The following is a 17,993-nucleotide window of genomic DNA, read 5'->3' as shown; positions in this document are numbered from 1 at the left end:
ATAGCGACGAAACCGGTTAGATACTGCTTTCCGGTAATTTTTTTAGAAAAAATAGACCAGAAACTGCTAACCGGTTCAAATTTACCTACTTATTTTCACACCCCTTGCTGTGAATTACGATCTGGCCATCCACCATTTCGTACGAAGACCGGGTGATTTTGCAGATTAGATTCAGTTTTTCAAACAGCGATTCGCCGGCCAGATTGGCCGTCAGGTAGCATTCTTTCAAGTTCGAGGCATCATAAATGAAGGTGAGCCCGTAGGTTTTTTCCAGCAGCGAGAATACGTCCGTAACCGGTGTTTCCTCAAAAACGTAAGCATCCTGCCGAACTGGGTGAAGCGTGATGGGCTGTTCGACGACGGATTTCACCAGGCGCTTTTCGGTGGTCGAGAAAACCACCTGCTGATTGGGCGTGAGCACCATTCCCACCAGTTCGTTGTTGCGGGTGGTTTCTTCTTTCACCACATCTTTCCGCATATACACCGACACCCGTCCCGACCGAACCTCAACTTTGGCGTCGGTTTCTCCCGTTGTAATCAGAAAACTGGTGCCCAGAACCTGCGTCGAAATCTGATCGGTATAGACCCAGAACGGCATTTTTGGGTTTTTTTTGACGGAGAAAAACGCCCGCCCGCTCAAATAAACCTCCCGTTTGGTGGCCGCGAAATGATTCGGATACCGCAACCTCCCATTCGGATAAAGAACCACGGTGCTGCTGTCGTGGAGCAAAAACGTGCGCGGTTCGGCGCTTTCGTTGACGGTTTCGGTGTAGTCGCTGGTGAGGGCGGGGCTGAGGTCATCCAGCGACGCCATTCGGGAACCGACCGGTTGGCCCGCCCTGGATTTTGTCAGAAATGAATACGAGACGTAGCCCAATCCGATGAAAAGCAGGAGGGCAGCGGCTATCCGGAAAACCGTAGTTCGCCAGAAGGGAATTTCCTGGCGCTGACTGGAGTGGAGAATGTCGTTGAAAATCTGATCCAGTTCGGCCGGTTGCAGGGCGGTATTTTTCTCTTCGAGGGCTTGAAGAAACGCCCGGGCAACCTGCACTTTGTCGGTACAATCCGGATTTTCGGCCAGCCATTCCGACCAGAATGCGCCACTCTGCGAATCACGATCGATGACCCACTGGCGGAAATATTCGTCCCGTGTCAAGTCGTCGACGCTATAGTTTCGGTAATCGGGATGCCTCATTTTGGGTAGAATTCATGCTATGGACAGATGGCGGATTCGGTTTCGAAATACCCGCTCTGGTCCGTTTATTTAAAAAGAACCGGTTTTGATCAGCTCGACCAGGAGGAAAAAGCCCACCCAGTTGTCGCGGAACGTTTTGAAGGCCGCTTGCAGCAGATTCGATACCGATTGCGGATTGACGCCCATAATTTCGGCAATTTCGTCGCGTTCGAGGTTCTGGTAATACCGGAGATAAATCACCTCGCGCTGTCGCTTGGGCAACAGATTCAGCGAATCGGCAATGCGTCGGGTGGTTTCGGCCAGACTTTCCTGTTCGATAACCGACCATTCCGGTGAAAACTCCACAAAGTTCAGATCATTTTCTAGATCGGCGGGTTCGTCGTCCCGGTTGATTCGCTGGCGGTATCCTTCGCGCAAAACCCGTTTCCGAACCGAACTGAGCAGGTAGGCACGGACGCTTTCGGGAACCGCAACGCGTTCGCGCCGGTTCCAGATTTCAATAAACACCTCCTGAACACAGTCCTTGACGAAGTCTTCGTCCCGCAGAAATTTATAGCCGTAGTTCTGTAAGGCGTTGAAATACTTCTCGATCAGTTTTCGCAAACCGGCTTCATTTCCATTCTTTAGCTGTTGCCAGAACAGCAAATCCATACTGGCCGCAGCGTTTCCACTGGTTTTCATACAACAGAAGTCCGAACGAAAGCATCCGGACTTCTGGTAAACGTGAATGTTTCAAATTCCTACTCGTAAATCCGGTCAAAGTTCACGGATTAGGACGTCTCTTTGGTCCTAAAATCCCTTACCGAAGGGCCGGAATGCGGTTCGTCTGGCCGCTAAAAAGACCCTCCAAGGGTTTTTAATGAAAGTCCTGAAATGTTGGTAGTGTTGTTGTTTAGTCTGTCCGGAGGTAATGGGGCAGGGGTAATGCGGTGCTCGATGCATCGGGAATGGCCGCCAGCCGAACCGTTTCGAGGGGAATGACGCCCGACCAGATCGGCAGATTGGCATCTTCCGGTTCATCCTTGGGATCGCCCGTCCGGATTTTGGCGGAAGCTTCTTCCAGTGAAAAGGCTAAAACCGTTGTTTTACGAATCTCGCTTTCGGTTTCCTTCCGCAAATCCGGCCAGCGGTTGGGTATCAGTTTGTTGGTGATCAGCACTAAAGCGTTCACTTTCTCGTCATAGGCTTCCACTTTTTCGGCGGTTGCAAAAACAACGACGGACCGGTAATTGACCGAATGACTGAAACCGGATTTCGCCAGCACCAAACCGTCGAGCAGCGTAACGGAAATGCAAACCGGAATGCCTTTCTCCACTTCCCGGATAAAATGACTGCCGACCGAACCATGAATCAACAGCCGGTCATCTTCCCGCGCGAAGGCGGTTGGCAACGACCAGGGCTGCCCGTCGACGGCGTAACTGATGGTACAATAGAGCGCTTCATCCAGAATCGAATAAATCGTCTCGGCCTCATAATGAGCGCGTTTGGCCGAGCGGCTGGGTGTGGTACGTTGGGTTTGCATGGGTTAGACTGGTTTACGGTATTCAGTTTACGGTATTCGGTATTCAGTTTTCGGTGGCTGACGCATGCTTGCTTACGCGTCCTTATTGAATGCGTCAGCCGCCGTAAACTGTATACCGAATACCGTAAACCGGTTAATTGTTGCGAGTTGTCGTGCAAAACTGCATCTTTACCGGACTAGTTGAATCATCCAGTTTTTCAAAAACAGGTAGTCCGGTATGATCCCGTTTAAATCGCTGATTGAAATTGACAAAACCGCCGAAGTCTCGGTTTTCCTGCAACTGGCCGAACAGCTTCGGCGGCTGATCCGTGAGGGCGTTTTGAAAACCGGCCAAAAATTACCGGGAACGCGTCAGCTGGCCGATCTTCTTCAACTCCACCGCAAAACGGTCATTGCCGCCTACGACGAATTGCTGGCGGAAGGCTGGCTCGAATCGAAACCGGGCAGTGGAACGTTTGTGTCGGTTCAACTGCCGCTTGTTCTGCCGCAACCAATTGAAAGTCAAGGTATTAATCAGACAATCAATCAGGAGCCCGGATTCCGGTTGGTGTCCCGGCCCCACCTGATTCGCCCCCTGCTGCTGATGGGCGACGGCCTGCGTCTGGACGATGGTTTTCCGGATATCCGGCTGGCACCGATGGAGGAGCTGGCCCGCGCTTACCGGAGTTATTTTCGCTGGGGAAATCCGCAACACCATTTTGGGTATGGCGACCCGAAGGGCAATCGGTTGCTGCGCGAAGAATTGTCCGTTTTTCTGAACGAAACCCGGGCCTTGCGAACTACCGCAGACAACATTCTGATTTCGCGCGGCAGCATGATGGGCATCCATCTGGCCAGCACGGTTTTGCTGGAACCGGGTCAGACGGTGGTGGTTGGCGAAACCAACTGGTCGGGTGCCAACATGAATTTCCAGCAGGCCGGGGCGGAGGTGTTGACGGTTCCCGTCGATCAGCACGGCATTGATGTGGAGGCTCTGGCCGTTATCTGCGAGCGTTGCCCGGTCCGGCTGGTGTACGTGACTCCGCACCATCATTATCCGACTACGGTTACGTTGCCACCCGACCGGCGGCTCCGGTTGGTGCAGCTGAGTCGGCAACACGGGTTTGTGATTCTGGAAGATGATTACGATTACGAGTTTCATTACCTCCGCCGACCGGTTTTGCCGCTCGCGAGTGTCGATCAAAACGGCCTGGTGATTTACATCGGCTCGTTGTCGAAATCGGTGGCCCCGGCTTTTCGGATTGGCTACGTGGTGGCGTCGGAAACCGTGATCGATGAAATGGCCCGTTTGCGACGAATCATCGACCGGCAGGGCGATTCGATGCTGGAATTTGCGGTCGGGCAACTGTTCCGAAATGGCGACATGCGACGGCATTTGAAAAAAGCACACCGCACGTATGCCGCCCGTTGTGGATACTTTTGTTCGCTGTTAACCAGTGAGTTATCCGGTAGCATTGCGTTTGCTAAACCGGAAGGCGGTTTGGCGGTTTGGGCAACGTTTGATCCCCGGATCAATCTGCCGCAAGTCGCCCAGGCCGCCAAAACCGCAGGCCTGATTTTTTCTGACGGACTGGCCCATAATCCACCCGGGCAAGTGCTCAACAGTACCCGCCTGGGATTTGCTTCGAGTACTGAAACGGAACTGGAACAAAGTGTGGCGATTTTGCGAAATGTGCTAAAGGCAGGGTGACACGAACGAGGGAGTTTTGTTTTCAAAGCCATGCGTAAATTAACCAGTCCGTCTTCAAAACCCAACCGATCGTCAGTAGGCGATGCTATCGGTGCCACGACTCGAACTGAAAGGCAAAATGGGTAAACGATTTCTTACCGGCATTCAAAATACCGTAGGTAGGTGGGATGCTAGGAAGATGATGTCGCCCACTTTCGCCGACGGCATCAGGCCGTCGGTGCGATGGCTGGTTTTTTTCTACTTTTGGCCAGATGCTTTCTTGTTGGTTCCCAGAGATAGGTATTGTCATGAAACTTCTGCAAACGGTAAAAGGCGATAGCCATCAAAACCGTGGCCGGAAATGCGGCATACCAGCCCAGGGGAGCGATGGCTAAGCCGAAAATCAGACCATCCCAACAACCCAGTCGAAACAAATCGCCTTTGAGTACCATGGTTAATGCAATCAAAACCTGACAAGCGGAAATGACCAGAATCATGGGTTTGATGATGGTGACAAACGGGCCTAAAATGAACCATTTATACAACGGAGCAGCCGTGTCGGCGTAATCCTGATAAACCCAGGGAGCCTCCAAAACCGTTGACGCATTGAACCATGCCGCCCAGCTAAATAAGAGCAGGAAAAACAGGCGGGTCAGGCGGGGCCATTGTTTACTGCTCCAGATCGAGAAGAGAAAGAGCAGATTCACCACCGTGTAGGTGGTCCAGAAAAGCGTTAGCGAAAAAAACATGACGTGAAGCGTTTTAGGGTTATTGGCGCGATGAAGGAGAATATTGAAATCCACCCCCACCGATCGTTAGTGTAAAGTATAAGCCATTGAGAGCATATTCCGGTTTAAACTGGGTCGGTTGACCTTCCGGAATCTGCTGCCAGTGGGCGGATTTGGCACTGACTACATACCCTATACGCAAGCCCAGCCAAAGCCCCCGTACGGCGGTTGGTTCGGCAGACCGTTCCGACACCAATAACCGGTTCATGTGCAGTGACAGATCGGTCGAATGTGTGGGTAACATCCAGATAACCGGCTCCGAACCGTTCTGGTGGACCGTGATCAGGGAGGATGAAATTCCCCGGCCAACGGCTGAGTACAGCAGCCATCGGCGGTTATCAAAAAGTACATAGCTGATTTTCAACTGCCCCATCCCCGTTACGCGTTCCACGCGGGTTTGCTGGACAGAAACGCTGCGGGCGGTGAGAGCCGATGCGCTGAGCCCGGCCATAAACCGATTCCGGCGTAACCAGCCTTCGGCTCCGCTGTAGATAAAATGGTCGTTGAGATGAGGAAACCAGTCGGGCGCAAAGGTCTGGGCGACGGCCCCCGATTGTGGAGCGTTGAAATAACCCAATTGAAAGAAACCGAAGCTTCCCCGCACCGACTGAGCCCGGGCGGGGGAACTTCCTGACAGGGTGAACACTCCAATAACCAAGAGTAAAAGTGTTGATTTCATCATTATTTCCTGTTAATTGTCAGTCGTTTGGTAGGATCGCTACGCGATGATAAAACTGCCATTTAATCGGATCATGGGGTATGACAAATGCGCTTCAATCCGCTGATTGTCGTCAGATCGTGTTTACAATTCCGTGTTGATTTATCGAGTACAACGGCAGCCACGATGAACCCCGGCACCGAATTGTTTCATAAAGCCAATGTGAAACGATCAATCAAGTTTTCAACAAATAACTTGATTATAATCAGGCATTACCCTTACCGGAGTCAGTGCCATTCGCGACCCGGAGCGGTATTTTTGGGGTAATTTACCTTACCTCTGACCCGTATGACTGTTAGTCGGCTGAAAGCCAAATCAACTCCCCTCGTGGGCCTGACTTCCCATGAGGTTGACGAAGCCCGACGACGGTTTGGCCGGAATGAAGCCGCATCGGCTGCTACTACGTCCCTGGTAAAACTGGTGGCCGAGGTGGTTTCGGAACCCATGTTCATCCTGTTGGCGGTGGCGAGTCTGCTTTATGTTCTGCTGGGGCAATGGCAGGAAGGTCTGGTATTAGGGCTGGCGATGCTATTGGTTGCCGGAATCTCGCTGCTCCAGACCGTTCGAAGCAACCGGGCTTTGCAGGCGCTTCGGGCGTTGTCCCAACCGCAGGTTTCGGTACTCCGCAACGGGACACTTCTGCCGGTTGCCACGGAGGACGTGGTGGTTGGCGACCTGATCTGGTTATCAGAAGGTCAAACGGTTCCTGCCGACGGCATTCTGGTCAACGCCAACGATTGCTCCGTGGATGAGGCCATTCTGACGGGAGAATCGGTGCCGGTGGCCAAAACCGTTCCTGAGAGTGACCGGTTTCTGGCGGGTACGATGCTCACCTCCGGTAGTGCCTATGTGCGGGTGACGTCGGTGGGTGAGCAAACCGAGTTGGGTAAGTTAGGCCGTTCGCTGCAGTCTATCGAAGTGGAGAAAACACCTTTGCAACGTCAGATTAACCGGTTCGTGCAACGAATGGCCTGGGCCGGATTTGGCGCATTTGCTCTGGTATGGGGTATTAATTTTGCACATTCCGGTAACTGGACTACGTCACTCCTGTTGGGATTAACCATTGCCATGTCAGTATTGCCCGAAGAAATTCCCGTGGCCTTTAGCAGCTTCATGGCGCTGGGAGCCGCCCGAATGATTCGTCTGGGCGTGTTGACCCGGCAACCACAAACCGTAGAAAGCTTAGGGTCGGCTACGGTCATCTGCACCGATAAAACCGGCACCATCACCCAGGAAGGCATGACGGTGATTGCCCTTTACGATGGAATAGCCCACGAATTAGTGCCCCTGAATGGAAATCTGTCGGATTCGGCGAAGGATCTTCTGGTTTTTGCGCGCTGGGCCAGCGAACCAACCCCCTTCGACCCCATGGAGCGGGCCATCGAGTCGGCCTATAACACTCATTTTACCGCGGAAATTGCTCCGATCCAGTACGAATATCCACTGGAGGGAACGCCCCCCATGATGACCCACGTCTATGCTTCCGGCGTTGGCCTGGTTCGTGTAGCGGGGAAAGGAGCAATCGAACGGATTGTCAGGGTATGTCATTTGTCGGAGGCTGATGCGGCCGAGGTGCTTGAGCAGGCTACTAGCCTGGCCAGACAAGGGTACCGCGTGTTAGGCGTATCGGGCAGCGCCTGGCCAAACCCGGACTTTCCGGCCGATCAGGATGGTTTTTCGTGGGTGTTCAAAGGAATGATCGCCCTGGAAAATCCGCCCAAAAACAATGCCCGGGCGGTTCTCGACCAATTTCGTCAGGCCGGAATTGCCGTTAAAATGATCACCGGTGATTCCCCGGAAACGGCCCGGGCCATCGCCCGGCAGGTGGCATTGCCCAATGCCGGGCATTTCCTGACGGGTGAGCAGGTTATGGCATTGCCGGAGGCAGACCTGCAAGCGGAAGTGAAGCGGGTCACCATCTTTGCCCGCATGTTTCCCGAAGCCAAACTGAAGGTTATCCGGGCGCTAAAAGCCGACGGTGAGGTCGTGGCCATGACGGGTGACGGAGTCAACGATGCGCTTGCTCTTAAAGCCGCCCACATTGGCGTGGCAATGGGCCAGCGCGGAACCGAAGTGGCCAAGCAGGCTGCGGCACTGATTTTAGTGGATGACGATCTGGGCGGAATGGTCAGTGCCATCGCGCAGGGCCGGCGCATATACCAGAACCTGAAGCGCGCTGTTGGCTACATCGTCTCAATCCATATTCCCATTATCTTAACCGTCACGGTACCCTTGCTTTTTGGCTGGCGCTATATTAATCTCTTCAGCCCGATTCACGTTATTTTTCTGGAATTAGTCATGGGGCCAACCTGCTCCATTGCCTTCGAAAATGAACCGGCCGAATCCGGCCTGATGCAGCGGCCCCCCCGCCGGTTTACAGATACCTTTTTCACCGCCAGCGAGTTAGGTTTGAACGTTTTGCAGGGAATCGTAATCGCAGGGGTTGTTCTGGATGTCTACCATCAGACCATGCTAGCCGGTGAGGCCATCGATAAGGTACGAACTATGGCTTTCGTTACGCTGGTTCTGAGCAATACCTGGTTGACGCTCGTAAGCCGGTCGAATCGGGAATCGGTGGTGTCTACATTCCGCCGACCTAATTCGATGTTCTGGCTTATGCTCATACTGACTCTGGTCATGCTGATCAGTACACTCGTCGTTCCATCCGTGCGCAGCGTCGTTCAATTTACAGAACTGACTGAGAGTGAGATGCTCCGTTGCTTTTACGGGTCCTTCTTCGGTGTACTTTGGATTGAAGGGTATAAGTACTGGAAGCGTAAATCAACCCTCTGAGACTCGAACCGCAGATCAGTGGTTTCCGGCCTTGCCATTAACGGCTGAATTTTTCACTTAAGCGTTCATTCGAACCCTACTCGAACTGAAACGCAAAGTAGGTACACGATCCCTGACCGGTATTCAAAATACCGTGGGGCACGTTGGATTCCAGGAAGATGATGTCGCCCACTTTCGCCGACTGCATCCGGCCGTCGATACTTTCCTGGGCGGTATTTTCGGTCAGCATCAGGATTTCGGCGGCCCGGTGGGTGTGCGGTGGGTGGCTCCACAAACCCTCATTCAAGGTCGTGACGTGCATCTCGAAGCGTTTGCACATGACCGTCGCCCGGTCGAACATCGTTCGCCGACCGCCTTTGGCATTGGGCTGATAGGGGACATCTTTCCAGTCGATCCAGAACGACTGACCTTTCATCCGGTCCAGATCCAGATCCGGCACTTCTTTCGACGTATACCGCATGAGGTGAAAGGTTACGGGAGCCGCCCCTTTGTTTTCGAGCCGGTGCGCATCGCCCGGCATAATCAGAACGACGCTGCCGGGCCCCAGGGTTTTCAGGCGGCTTCCGAGTGAAACGGTCAGTTCACCGGTTTTGATGATGATCAGGGCTTCGTCTTCCAGCGTCTGGGCGGGTAGGGGCGTGTGGTTGGGCGGGAGAGTGATGCCGTGGACGGAGAAATTGTTAAAATCCCGCGTGGTGCCTTCCAGAAGGGTTCGATCCTCTACGCCGTCCTTCTTCACCACCGGTGCCTGGTCCCAGGAATAGACTTTAGAGGGAATGGTTTGGGCAATGACCGGAGAAACAACGCAAATCAACAGGATTAATACGACCAATTTCATGAGAAGGGCGACGGTTTAGGAAGCAGTCACGCCCAAAAATAACTAAAAATGGGAAACTAATTATTTCTGCCAGACCACCAGTTACCAGCTTTTCGCTACCAGTTACCATTCGGTGATTGTGGATTTTTGACCGGGCCGGTACTTTTGAATCATTAACTGGCTAACAGGGTATTCAAAACCAGCCTGTTAAGGTTCCTAAAAACGGGCAATCGCCCAATCAAACTACAAACAAATACTACTAAACACACACAACAATGAACACTTCCATTCCATCTTCCACCGGTTATTCGATTCTGGACAACTACGTAGCGGTCCTCAAAAAGTACAATGATTTCAACGGACGGTCCCGGCGCAGCGAGTACTGGTATTTTGTCCTGATTAACGTTTTGGTTTCTCAAGTTTTTAATTTTACGAATATATTGCTCTTCGACGGCCTGGTGCTGATTGGCTGGATCAACCTGCTGTTCAATCTGGTGATTCTGGTTCCATCGATTGCTGTCGCCGTTCGTCGGATGCACGATGTTGGCAAAAGCGGCTGGTACGCCCTGATTCCGGTCTACAACCTGATTCTGGCCTGCACCGAAGGCGTAACCGGACCCAATGAATATGGCAATAACCCCAAAACGAAGGCGGCTTGATCGTCCGGTTTTGCGAATACCCAAAATAAGCGTATAAAAAAGAGCCCAACCTAGATCGGTTGGGCTCTTTTTTGGTATGAATAGAACCGGTATACCTTACCGGTGCCGACCGCCAAAGCTACCACCCCGGAAACCGCCACCACCGTGGAAACCGCCACTGTAACCCCGACTTCCGCCGAAAGAACCCATACGACCGCCTGGGCTGTAGGACCGATTCAGGCCACCGACCGATGGAGAACGCATGCCCCCAAAGTTGCCCCGGCTACCCAGGTAAGGAGGTCTGGCCGTGCGGCCGTAGTTTCCATAGGTCCGGTAGGTCGGTACAAAACCATACCGCGGACCCACCGTTCGGTAATAGCCACCGAAGCGGTTGTACAAATGCGGGTAGGCATAATAGCCCCGGTTGATAAACCAGGAATTGAAGCCAAAAGCCGGAAAACCGTATAATCCAAAACCGCCCAGCCCGTAGGTCAGACTAAAACCTCCCCAGAACGCGCCCGGATACCAGAGGGGAGAGCCGTACCAGTACGGATAGCCAAACCAGTAGGAGTACGGATTGGCAAACATCATGCCGCCACCGTATCCCATCGTGGGCAGGATGTAGCCGTTGCTTTGGGCAAACGAACGGGCCGCCTGATTCAATTCCTGACCCGCCTGGGGATCGGCGTCGATTCGCTTTTTGTAGTCGGCTACTTCCCGGTCGTGCTGAACCGCCAGGTTGTCGTGCAAGGTTGCCAGCTGCTGATTCAAATCCGTGCCATTCGCGGCCACCTGCTGGCCTAATTCCGCCGTCAGTTCGATGTTATTGGTCAGCAGCACCAGTGCGTCCGGATAATTCAGCAATTGCCGGAAAGACGCCTGCGTCGACCCATCGAAGGGTCGAATCAACTGGTCGAATGAGCGACTGGCCTGTTGATTCAGGTTATCGGCCTGTACCAGATCGCTGGTGTGGTTGCGGTACAAATGCCAGGCCGCATCGTGAAGATTTTCGTCGGAATTGGGAACCAGCCGGTCGATGGCGTCGCGGTTCAGCCCGTTTGGTGACTGCGCCAGTGTATGCAACAGGTCCGGATACCGGGTTAATTCGTAAAACCACCCCTGTTTTTTTCGGTCGAAACCGTTGATGAGGTTTTCGAACGAGGAACGCGTATCGTCGCGAACCTGCTGTAACTGCGTCAGCACCTGCGGATATTGACTGGCCGTCAGAATCGACTGCCGAATGTCGGCATCGTACGGGGCAATGGCATTCAGTAACCCTTGCTGGGTTTCGAGTCGGCTGGACTGGCCAAAAACCGTAACACTCAACAGGAAAAATAAGATTGTCAACAGGTTGCTGCGGAATTCCCAACCTCCCATTGGGGTTTTCCGGGGAGCAATCCCATGAGCATGAAAATGCATTTTCATGGCTATGATTTTGAATAAATGAATACGAAGATGGTGATGCAATGAAGCGTAACGTTTCCTGCTTTCGCTACCGGCAGGGCTCAGTTTCGGGGTATTATTTTCCAGGTGTGGAACAGCACAAACAGAGGGATGGATTGCCGCGGTCTGGTTAATAATGACCTGGAAGTCAGACCAGAAGGTGTGACAAACCGGAAGCCTTCGCTAAAATTGAAAAGCGATTGGGAAGCAACACCGCAGTCATTGAGGTGGTCGTTTCCGAGCGAATTGTCGTCATTCGGCAGGATCCATTCCGCATTGGAATGGTAATCGGCAGGCTGGGTACACGCAACCGCAACGGGATTGGACAGGGCGGCAAATGAAGGGTGTGAGGGGCCTTTTTGGGGAATGGCAAGAGCCCGTGCCGATGGCATCAACGACCCCGCTCCCAAAAAAAGGAACCACCCAAGGATGACAACTAGCCTGTTCATATCCGCACCGATTAAAAATCGCCTACCGGTATTTTCTAAACGTACAGGGGGGCAAATTTGTTCTTCAGGCTAGCTTTATAAGCTTATTTTAAGTTCAGTCCGTTTGGCTATTTTTCTTCTTCACCTAACTCGAAAAAAGCGGCTGCAACCTGATTTCGGTAAGGATGCTGATCGTGTAGAATTATGGAGATAAAAGTGAATTTATCACCGTCAGGTATGATCTTGTTCAACTTAGCGAGGTGGACATGACTATAAGCATAAAACCAGGCATCGAATTTACGGGCTCGGGCCGATTGTCTTTTATCCGATGTGTCACACACATAAACGACAACTTGTTCATGAGTCTGAAAAAAGTCAAAGAAAATAGCTGCGATAGTAGATGGAATGAGTGAGTCCGCCGGAACCCGGCCTCCTGCCGGGTTTTCAGCCACGGAAATGCTTATTTCAAAAGCTTGTATCTGAAATGTGGGTTGAGAAGCAAAAAGGTAGTCTGATGGTACAAACTTGATCTGGTATGCCACTTCCCTGTCAGTTACAAAGAAATAAGCATTCTGGTCACCGCCTGCGTATAAGAACTCGTAGTTATTTTGTGGCGCGTCGCTGGGCATTTTTCTTTTTCAATTCTTCAAAGATAGCCCGGACTTTCGGATCATTGTGGTACGCTTCCTGAAAGGACTTTTGTTCCTGCTCTTTCAGGTCCACTAATTTACGAACCACCTCAATACCCTTCAGTGGTTTTTCTACAGTTGCCATTTTTGGTTGGTTTTAAGGTAAATATACGATATAACGTCATGAAACCGAAAATGGGTCATGGGTAATTAGGCCGCTCCACGGATGTTACATGACGGTAAGCCGTAAACTTTCCGCCGACACTCCGGGTTATCCCATCAGCTTTGCGAAGCTTCCATTACTCATTTCCATTATCAGAATTATGGCAGAAACTATCAAAACCGCCCTCATCACCGGCGGATCGAAAGGCATTGGTTACGGCATCGCCGAAGTGTTGATCAACGAAGGAATCCGGGTGGCCGTCACCAGCCGCTCGCAGGAAAATGCCGAAGAAGCTGCGGCTTCCCTCAATACATTGAAAGCCGGTTTTGCGCTCGGAATTGCCGCCGACGTGCGTGATCTGGTGTCGCAGCAACGGGCCGTCGATGCCATCATCCAGCAATGGGGACGGCTGGATTACGTGATTGCCAACGCCGGCGTGGGTCATTTTGCCCCGATTCAGGAGCTGACGTCCGAGCAATGGCAGGAAACGATCGACATCAACCTGACCGGCGTTTTCAACTCCATCAAGGCCACGCTGGATGCGTTGAAGGAAACGCAGGGCTATTTCATCACCATATCGAGTCTGGCCGGAACCAACTTCTTCGAGAACGGCACGGCCTACAACGCCAGCAAATTCGGACTGGTCGGTTTTTCGCAGGCACTCATGCTCGACTTGCGCAGCGAAGGCATTAAAGTTTCGACCATCATGCCGGGTTCCGTCGCGTCGTATTTCAACAACCACGAACCAAGCGAAAAAGACGCCTGGAAAATCCAGCCCGAGGACATTGGCCAGATCGTTGCCGACCTGATCCGGATGCCCGCCCGGACGCTCCCCAGCAAAATTGAGGTGCGGCCTTCCCGGCCCGGCGGAAAATAACGCATTCATTTTTAGTCAAAAAAAAGCCGGCTTTTCAGTCGGCTTTTTTTTGTATGGAAGAATGCTTAGTTCATGGCAATCTGGCGTTCGGTGGCAACCGTTGGCGCGCTGGTCTGTAGTTTCACTTCTTTCACCTGTTGCGTGGTGCCGTCAGAAATCACAACCTGGTAAATACCGTCTTCCAGTTGATTCATATCAAACCGGATTGCGGATGATTCGTGTCCTTTTCCCAGTTGTTCGACCGCCAGCGTTTCTCCGGCTTCGTTTTTCAGACTGATCTTGATTCGGGCACTTTTGTCTTTGATAACGTTGACCCTGACTTTCGTGGAATTGATCACCGGGTAAACCACCGAGCGGTATGTTGTTTTGGCTTCGGCGACCTCTTTGTTATCCGTGGCAAAGCTGGCGGATAAACTCCCTAAAGTTAAAGCGATTAAAGCGGATGCGAATAGCGTTTTCATGGTATTTGTTGTTTTAGAGTTGTTCTTAGTATCTGTTGTTTTCAGCGTGTTTGCGGCTGTTCGATGGGTCAAAACAACAGCGAAACGGGGTACCTTGCTATGCATAGTTCTCCGGCGGTTAAACCGAACGATGAATGGTTCATTGGCAGGATGGATAAAAAATAGCCGCGAACTGTGTATCTTTAAAAACCCATCAAAATCCTCCTTATGAGATCACCAATACACTTCGTCGCCCTCTTCCTGATTAGTTTCCTGAGTTTCAGACCGGCCTCGGGGCAGGTAATGACCTCACCCCAGATCGATCAACTGGTCGAAAAAACGCTGAAAACTTTTGAAGTGCCGGGCATTGCGGTTGCCATTGTCAAGGATGGAAAAGTGATTCACGCCAAAGGCTACGGTGTTCGGTCGCTGAATTCGCCCCAGAAAGTAGACGGCAACACCCTGTTCGGAATTGCTTCGAATAGCAAGGCATTTACCGCAGCCGCCCTGGGCATTCTGGTTGACGAAGGCAAACTGACCTGGGATGATAAAGTGATCGATTTCATTCCGGAGTTCCGGCTATACCATGCGTATGTGACCGAGGAATTTACCATCCGCGATTTGCTGACCCACCGCAGCGGTTTGGGCCTTGGTGCCGGTGACCTGATGTTTTTTCCGGATTCCAGCGATTTTACACTGAAAGACGTGATCCATAACCTGCGGTATTTGAAACAGACGTCTGGTTTTCGAACCAAATACGACTACGACAATTTGCTGTACATGGTGGCGGGTGAGGTGGTGACGCGCGTGTCGGGCAAAAGCTGGGAGGAGTTTGTGGAAACACGGATCATGCAACCGTTGCAGATGGAAAACAGCCGGGCGTCCTTTTCGCGCTTGCCGAATAAAGCGAACATCATCGACGCCCACGCAGTTCTGGAGGGCAAATTACAGGTTATAAAACGAGGCACGCTCGACGTTGGCAATTCGGCTGGCGGTATTTACAGCAGCATCAACGATCTGAGTAAATGGGTCATTATGCAGCTTAATGGCGGAAAATACGGCGATGGTCTGGCGAAAACCCTCTTCAGTTCCAAGGTTCAGGACGAAATGTGGACCCCGCAAACCATCATTCCCGTGCGAAATCCGGGTGCTTATAACACCCACTTCAATTCGTACGGTTTGGGCTGGCGATTGAACGATGCGAAAGGGTACAAACAGGTCTCGCACACGGGTGGATTACCCGGTATGGTTACGCAGGTGATGTTGTTGCCGGAACTGAAACTTGGCATCATTGCCTTGACGAACCAGCAATCCGGGGCGGCTTTTACGGCCATTACCAACCAGATTCTGGATAGTTATTTCGGCATGACCGGCACCGATCGGGTGAAAGAATACAGCGACCGGGTGCGCGAAAATACCGCCAATGCCGATAAGGTAACCGATGCCGTCTGGAAAACCGTTGCGGCCGAAAAACAGAGTACCGCAACCAAGCCACCCATCCAGTTTTACGCCGGAACCTACCACGATAACTGGCTGGGCGACGTGTCGATTCGGGTTGACGAAAACAAGCTGCTGTTCGTTTCCCGGCGCTCTCCGCGTTTGACCGGCGAACTGTTCTATTACAAAGGCAATACGTTTGTCGTTAAGTGGAACGACCGCAGTCTGGAAGCCGACGCGTTTGTGATGTTTGGACTGGATTACGAAGGCAAACCGGTTTCGATGAAAATGAAGGCCATTTCGCCCTTAACCGATTTTAGCTACGACTTCCACGATCTGGATTTTACGAAGGTGAAGTAACGACAAGAGAGGAAAAACTGCAAGTTTTTCTTCTCTTGGCTCACCTCCCTTGTCACATTTAAACTTACCGCGCCACTTCAATTTTATACTTTTTCCCTTTCATTTTCTCGTCCTTGATTTTTGCCAGCAGGTCCTTGACTTTCGAGGTTCGGACGGCCGCAAAGGAGATGAAATCTTTCACTTCGATGAGGCCCAGATCGCCTTTTTCAAGACCGCCTTTTTGGGAGAAAAAGCCGACGATGTCAACTTTGTTGAGTTTGTTCTTCTTGCCGCCACTGACGTAAATCGTCTGAAACCGGGGCGGATTGGGCAGCGGCTGGTTGGTCGGAATGATGAATTCTTCGAGCGAATCCGGCAAATACCGGGGACGTTCTTCGTTGCGATGCAGCAGAATGTAGGCGGTTCCCGAAGCGTGCATCCGAGCCGTCCGGCCGTTGCGGTGCAGAAACTCGTGTTCGTGCATCGGTAAATGGTAATGAATCACGTATTTCATCTCGGGAATGTCCAGCCCGCGGGCTGCCAGATCGGTCGTAATCAGGTAACTAACGCTGCCGTTTCGGAACTGGATCAGGGCGCGTTCGCGGTCGTCCTGCTCCATGCCGCCGTGGTAAAACGTCGAATAAACGCCCATTTCATTTAGAATCGCACTGGTTCGTTCGGCAGCATCGCGATGGTTGCAGAAAATCAAAGCCGCTTCCGAATCCAGCGAACAGAGCAACCGGAACAAGGTATCGACTTTGTCCTTTTCTTCCGAAATAACGATTTTGGTGGTCAGGCTTTTGTCGCGGTCATCGTCCGGAATAAAGTCAAGTCTGGCGGGCGAACGTACGCCGGTAAAATCCGGGATGGAAACACCGGCAGTTGCCGAAACCAAAACCCGTTTTTTGAGATTCCGTAACCCACCGATGATGAACGACATTTGGTCGTGAAAGCCGAGTTCCAGCGATTTATCGAATTCATCCAGAATCAGCGTGTGAATTCCGTCCGGATCGAAGGTCTTCCGGTCGATGTGATCGGCAATTCGCCCCGGTGTGCCGATCAAAACGGCGGGCGGATTGCTCAGGTTCTGAATTTCTGTCGCCATCGGATGGCCGCCGTAGCAGACGTTGACTTTAAAACCGGTCCCCATTTTTTTCCAGACCTGCTCAATCTGCAACGCCAGTTCGCGCGAAGGAGCCAGGATCAGACATTGGACGGTTTTTTGCTCGGGTTGGAGCAGTTGCAGGAGCGGTAACAAAAAGGCTATGGTTTTTCCCGAACCCGTTGGAGCGAGTAATAAAACCGCTTTTTCGGCTAAAATGGCCTCCCGAGCCTCCTTTTGCATGGGATTGAAAGCGGTAATTCCCAAATTCGAAAGAACAGGGGCAACGTCTTGATTGGTCTCCATACCGCAAAAGTAACGGATTTTAACCGACCCCGGCGGCTGATCGGGAATAACCCGTGGTTTTGGTCAGTTTGGGTTAGAAAAAGAATTTTTTAGAAAACCGGACGGCCCTGCTTCTATTCGGAGAATGTTGTCCATTTTTGTCTTTTTACCTCAGCTACAAATCGAATTTTTATGAAAGAACAATCACGCAGAACCTTTGTGAAAAAAAGTGTCGGGGCCGGACTGGGTCTCGGATTATCAGTCGGTGCACCGAAAGAATTGTTTGTCCATCATGTTTATTTTTATCTGAAAAATCCGGACAGCAGGGCCGACCATGCGAAATTGCTGGAAGGCTTGAATAAGCTGGCTAAAGTACCGACTATCAGGATGGTGCATATTGGAACACCCGCGCCGACAACCCGTTCCGTCATCGAACGCTCCTATGCTTTTTCATGGTTGTGCTTTTTTGATAATTTGATCGAGGAAGAGATTTACCAGACGCACCCCATTCACCTCAAATTCGTGGAAGAGTACTCGGCTCTGTGGGAAAAGGTAATTGTTTACGATTCCGTAGGGCCGAAGCGTTAATGCTGACAGCGGTTATTTTTGGCCGTCTGTTTTCCTCCGTAAATGACACAGTAGCATATACTCGTTTTTGAAAGGCTATTCGCCGAAATTAACACCTGGCCGTGCCGGACCGACAGTCCGGC

At 51.8% G+C, this 17,993-nt stretch carries 18 protein-coding genes; 6 read left to right on the top strand and 12 right to left on the bottom strand.

Going from position 1 to position 17,993, the window contains the following annotated elements; translation table 11 throughout:
* Positions 1 to 85 precede the first annotated feature (85 nt).
* From EHT87_RS06795 to EHT87_RS06780, 3 genes are all read right to left on the bottom strand, one after another.
* Complete coding sequence (locus EHT87_RS06795; RefSeq protein ID WP_124905106.1) at positions 86 to 1,195, bottom strand: FecR family protein; 1,110 nt, start codon at positions 1,193 to 1,195, stop codon at positions 86 to 88.
* 69 nt (positions 1,196 to 1,264) lie between these two features.
* Positions 1,265 to 1,876, bottom strand: a complete 612-nt coding sequence (locus tag EHT87_RS06790) for an RNA polymerase sigma factor (RefSeq protein WP_124905104.1) — start codon at positions 1,874 to 1,876, stop codon at positions 1,265 to 1,267.
* Positions 1,877 to 2,087: 211 nt separating this feature from the next.
* Positions 2,088 to 2,717, bottom strand: a complete 630-nt coding sequence (locus EHT87_RS06780; RefSeq protein ID WP_124905102.1) for a pyridoxamine 5'-phosphate oxidase family protein — start codon at positions 2,715 to 2,717, stop codon at positions 2,088 to 2,090.
* 217 nt (positions 2,718 to 2,934) lie between these two features.
* Between EHT87_RS06780 and EHT87_RS06775 the strand changes: the two genes are divergently transcribed.
* A complete protein-coding gene (locus EHT87_RS06775) occupies positions 2,935 to 4,407 on the top strand; it encodes an aminotransferase-like domain-containing protein (RefSeq protein WP_124905100.1) in 1,473 nt (490 codons plus the stop codon).
* A 206-nt stretch (positions 4,408 to 4,613) separates the two neighbouring features.
* Here the strand turns inward: EHT87_RS06775 and EHT87_RS06770 are convergent, their stop codons facing one another.
* Positions 4,614 to 5,135, bottom strand: a complete 522-nt coding sequence (locus EHT87_RS06770; RefSeq protein WP_124905098.1) for a hypothetical protein — start codon at positions 5,133 to 5,135, stop codon at positions 4,614 to 4,616.
* A 19-nt stretch (positions 5,136 to 5,154) separates the two neighbouring features.
* Positions 5,155 to 5,856: a hypothetical protein gene (locus tag EHT87_RS06765; RefSeq protein ID WP_221621985.1), complete on the bottom strand. Its 702-nt coding sequence runs from the start codon at positions 5,854 to 5,856 to the stop codon at positions 5,155 to 5,157.
* A 324-nt stretch (positions 5,857 to 6,180) separates the two neighbouring features.
* Between EHT87_RS06765 and EHT87_RS06760 the strand changes: the two genes are divergently transcribed.
* On the top strand, positions 6,181 to 8,685 hold the full coding sequence (locus tag EHT87_RS06760) for a cation-translocating P-type ATPase (RefSeq protein ID WP_124905094.1): 2,505 nt from the start codon (positions 6,181 to 6,183) through the stop codon (positions 8,683 to 8,685).
* A gap of 76 nt (positions 8,686 to 8,761) precedes the next feature.
* Here EHT87_RS06760 and EHT87_RS06755 read toward each other — a convergent pair whose 3' ends face one another.
* The gene (locus EHT87_RS06755; protein ID WP_124905092.1) at positions 8,762 to 9,523 is read right to left on the bottom strand and encodes a cupin domain-containing protein; all 762 of its coding nucleotides are present in this window, start codon (positions 9,521 to 9,523) and stop codon (positions 8,762 to 8,764) included.
* Positions 9,524 to 9,777: 254 nt separating this feature from the next.
* Between EHT87_RS06755 and EHT87_RS06750 the strand changes: the two genes are divergently transcribed.
* The gene (locus EHT87_RS06750; RefSeq protein ID WP_124905090.1) at positions 9,778 to 10,161 is read left to right on the top strand and encodes a DUF805 domain-containing protein; all 384 of its coding nucleotides are present in this window, start codon (positions 9,778 to 9,780) and stop codon (positions 10,159 to 10,161) included.
* 96 nt (positions 10,162 to 10,257) lie between these two features.
* Here EHT87_RS06750 and EHT87_RS06745 read toward each other — a convergent pair whose 3' ends face one another.
* The 4 genes from EHT87_RS06745 to EHT87_RS31240 form a co-directional block, all read right to left on the bottom strand.
* A complete protein-coding gene (locus EHT87_RS06745; protein ID WP_221621984.1) occupies positions 10,258 to 11,517 on the bottom strand; it encodes a hypothetical protein in 1,260 nt (419 codons plus the stop codon).
* Positions 11,518 to 11,645: 128 nt separating this feature from the next.
* A complete protein-coding gene (locus EHT87_RS06740; protein WP_124905086.1) occupies positions 11,646 to 12,032 on the bottom strand; it encodes a hypothetical protein in 387 nt (128 codons plus the stop codon).
* A 107-nt stretch (positions 12,033 to 12,139) separates the two neighbouring features.
* On the bottom strand, positions 12,140 to 12,640 hold the full coding sequence (locus tag EHT87_RS06735) for a DUF6169 family protein (RefSeq protein WP_124905084.1): 501 nt from the start codon (positions 12,638 to 12,640) through the stop codon (positions 12,140 to 12,142).
* A complete protein-coding gene (locus tag EHT87_RS31240; RefSeq protein ID WP_185716153.1) occupies positions 12,615 to 12,785 on the bottom strand; it encodes a hypothetical protein in 171 nt (56 codons plus the stop codon). Before EHT87_RS31240 ends, EHT87_RS06735 begins: the two co-directional genes overlap by 26 nt.
* A 178-nt stretch (positions 12,786 to 12,963) precedes the next feature.
* Between EHT87_RS31240 and EHT87_RS06730 the strand changes: the two genes are divergently transcribed.
* The gene (locus EHT87_RS06730; protein ID WP_124905082.1) at positions 12,964 to 13,680 is read left to right on the top strand and encodes an SDR family oxidoreductase; all 717 of its coding nucleotides are present in this window, start codon (positions 12,964 to 12,966) and stop codon (positions 13,678 to 13,680) included.
* Between the two features lie 65 nt (positions 13,681 to 13,745).
* On the opposite strand, the gene EHT87_RS06725 is transcribed toward EHT87_RS06730, so the two are convergent.
* Positions 13,746 to 14,141 carry a T9SS type A sorting domain-containing protein gene (locus tag EHT87_RS06725; RefSeq protein WP_124905080.1) on the bottom strand — a complete coding sequence of 132 codons (396 nt, stop codon included), beginning with the start codon at positions 14,139 to 14,141 and terminating at the stop codon, positions 13,746 to 13,748.
* Positions 14,142 to 14,348: 207 nt separating this feature from the next.
* Between EHT87_RS06725 and EHT87_RS06720 the strand changes: the two genes are divergently transcribed.
* On the top strand, positions 14,349 to 15,917 hold the full coding sequence (locus EHT87_RS06720) for a serine hydrolase (RefSeq protein WP_124905078.1): 1,569 nt from the start codon (positions 14,349 to 14,351) through the stop codon (positions 15,915 to 15,917).
* Positions 15,918 to 15,981: 64 nt separating this feature from the next.
* Here the strand turns inward: EHT87_RS06720 and EHT87_RS06715 are convergent, their stop codons facing one another.
* The gene (locus EHT87_RS06715) at positions 15,982 to 17,304 is read right to left on the bottom strand and encodes a DEAD/DEAH box helicase (protein ID WP_124905076.1); all 1,323 of its coding nucleotides are present in this window, start codon (positions 17,302 to 17,304) and stop codon (positions 15,982 to 15,984) included.
* A 171-nt stretch (positions 17,305 to 17,475) separates the two neighbouring features.
* Here EHT87_RS06715 and EHT87_RS06710 point away from each other — a divergent pair, with 171 nt between their 5' ends.
* Positions 17,476 to 17,871, top strand: coding sequence for a Dabb family protein (locus tag EHT87_RS06710; RefSeq protein WP_124905074.1), 396 nt, complete (start codon positions 17,476 to 17,478; stop codon positions 17,869 to 17,871).
* The last annotated feature ends 122 nt before the right edge of the window (positions 17,872 to 17,993 follow it).

Origin of the sequence: Larkinella knui, from assembly GCF_003858645.1 — a bacterium.
GTDB lineage: Bacteria > Bacteroidota > Bacteroidia > Cytophagales > Spirosomataceae > Larkinella > Larkinella knui.
This window is presented reverse-complemented; position numbering and strand designations above follow the sequence as displayed.